Annotated in this window: 1 protein-coding gene; it reads left to right on the top strand. The window is 68.3% G+C overall.

Annotated elements, in window-relative coordinates:
• Positions 1 to 2662: methionine synthase (gene metH / locus AQJ84_RS40200; protein WP_059198923.1), on the top strand; the 2662-nt coding region annotated here is incomplete at its 5' end.
• Between the last annotated feature and the right edge of the window lie 2 nt (positions 2663 to 2664).

Genomic DNA, 2664 nt, shown 5'->3' with positions numbered 1-2664 from the left:
GCAGGAGACGTTCGTGGGGGAGTACGGGCTGAGTCTGGTGGGTGGGTGTTGTGGCACGACGCCGGAGCATCTGCGGCAGGTGGTGGAGCGGGTACGGGATCTGAGGCCGGCGGAGCGTGATCCGCGTCCGGAGGCGGGTGCGGCGTCGTTGTACCAGTCGGTGCCGTTCCGGCAGGACACCGCCTACATGGCGATCGGTGAGCGGACCAACGCGAACGGGTCGAGGAAGTTCCGTGAGGCGATGCTGGAGGGCCGCTGGGACGACTGTGTGGAGATGGCCCGCGAGCAGATCCGCGAGGGCGCCCACATGCTGGATCTGTGCGTGGACTATGTCGGCCGGGACGGTGTGGCGGACATGGAGGAGCTGGCGGGCCGGTTCGCGACCGCCTCGACGCTGCCGATCGTGCTGGACTCCACCGAGGTCGACGTCCTGCGTGCGGGCTTGGAGAAGCTCGGCGGCCGCGCGGTGATCAACTCGGTCAACTACGAGGACGGTGACGGCCCCGAGTCCCGGTTCGCGAAGGTCACGAGGCTGGCGCGGGAGCACGGGGCGGCGCTGATCGCGCTGACCATCGACGAACAGGGCCAGGCCCGCACCGTCGAGCACAAGGTCGCCATCGCCGAGCGCCTCATCGACGACCTCACCGGCACCTGGGGCATCCACGAGGCGGACATCCTCATCGACACCCTGACCTTCACCATCTGCACCGGTCAGGAGGAGTCCCGTGGGGACGGCATCGCCACCATCGGGGCGATCCGTGAGCTCAAGCGCCGCCACCCCGACGTGCAGACCACCCTCGGCCTGTCGAACATCTCCTTCGGCCTCAACCCGGCCGCCCGCGTCCTGCTGAACTCCGTCTTCCTGGACGAGTGTGTCAAGGCGGGCCTGGACTCCGCGATCGTCCACGCGTCGAAAATCCTGCCCATCGCGCGGTTCAGTGACGAAGAAGTACAGACCGCGCTGGATCTGATCTACGACCGGCGCCGTGAGGGCTATGACCCGCTGCAGAAGCTGATGGCGCTGTTCGAGGGCGCCACCACCAAGTCCCTGAAGGCCGGCCGCGCGGAGGAACTGGCCGCGCTGCCGCTGGAGGAGCGGCTCAAGCGGCGCATCATCGACGGCGAGAAGAACGGCCTCGAGCAGGACCTGGACGAGGCCCTGCGGTCCCGTCCGGCGCTGGACATCGTCAACGAGACGCTGCTGGACGGCATGAAGGTGGTCGGGGAGCTGTTCGGCTCCGGCCAGATGCAGCTGCCGTTCGTGCTGCAGTCCGCCGAGGTGATGAAGACCGCGGTGGCCTATCTGGAGCCGCACATGGAGAAGGTGGAGGGCGACGAGGCCGGCAAGGGCACCATCGTGCTGGCCACCGTGCGCGGCGATGTCCACGACATCGGCAAGAACCTGGTCGACATCATCTTGTCCAACAACGGCTACAACGTGATCAACCTCGGTATCAAGCAGCCCGTCTCGGCGATCCTGGAGGCCGCCGCCGAGCACCGCGCGGACGTCATCGGCATGTCCGGGCTGCTGGTCAAGTCCACGGTGATCATGAAGGAGAACCTTCAGGAGCTCAACCAGCGCGGCCTGGCCGCCGACTACCCGGTCATCCTCGGCGGCGCCGCGCTGACCCGCGCCTACGTCGAGCAGGACCTGCACGAGATCTACCAGGGCGAGGTCCGCTACGCCCGCGACGCCTTCGAGGGCCTGCGCCTGATGGACGCCCTGATCGGCGTCAAACGCGGAGTGCCCGGCGCGTCCCTGCCCGACCTCAAACAACGCCGGGTACGCCCCACCGCCCAGGCCGTGGTCGAGGACCGGCCGCAGGACGAGGGCAACGTCCGCTCCGACGTCGCCGTCGACAACCCCGTCCCCACCCCGCCGTTTTGGGGCTCGCGGGTCATCAAGGGCATCCAGCTCAAGGAATACGCCACCTGGCTGGACGAGGACGCCCTCTTCAAGGGCCAGTGGGGCCTCAAGCAGGCCCGCACCGGCGACGGGCCCACCTACGACGAACTCGTCGAATCCGAGGGCCGCCCCCGGCTGCGCGGCCTGCTGGACCGACTGCAGACCGACAACCTCCTCGAAGCGGCCGTCGTCTACGGCTACTACCGCTGCGTGTCCAAGGACGACGACCTCATCCTCCTGGACGACCAGGGCAACGAGACCACCCGCTTCACCTTCCCCCGCCAGCGCCGCGGCCGCCGCCTGTGCCTGGCCGACTTCTTCCGCCCCGAGGAATCCGGCGAAACCGACGTCGTCGGCCTCCAGGTCGTCACCGTCGGCTCCCGCATCGGCGAACAGACCGCCCAGCTCTTCGCCGCCAACGCCTACCGCGACTACCTCGAACTGCACGGCCTGTCCGTCCAGCTCGCCGAAGCCCTCGCCGAGTACTGGCACGCCCGGGTCCGCTCCGAACTCGGCTTCGCCGCCGAAGACCCCCACGCCATGCCCGACATGTTCGCCCTCAAATACCGCGGCGCCCGCTTCTCCCTCGGCTACGGCGCCTGCCCCGACCTCGAAGACCGCGCCAAGATCGCCGACCTCCTCCAACCCGAACGCATCGGCGTCCACCTCTCCGAGGAATTCCAGCTCCACCCCGAACAGTCCACCGACGCCATCGTCATCCACCACCCCGAAGCCAAGTACTTCAACGCCCGATGAAC

Origin of the sequence: Streptomyces resistomycificus (assembly GCF_001514265.1) — a bacterium.
Classification (GTDB): domain Bacteria; phylum Actinomycetota; class Actinomycetes; order Streptomycetales; family Streptomycetaceae; genus Streptomyces; species Streptomyces resistomycificus.
Note: the sequence above shows the minus strand (reverse complement) of the source record. Positions and strands in the feature narration are given on the sequence as shown.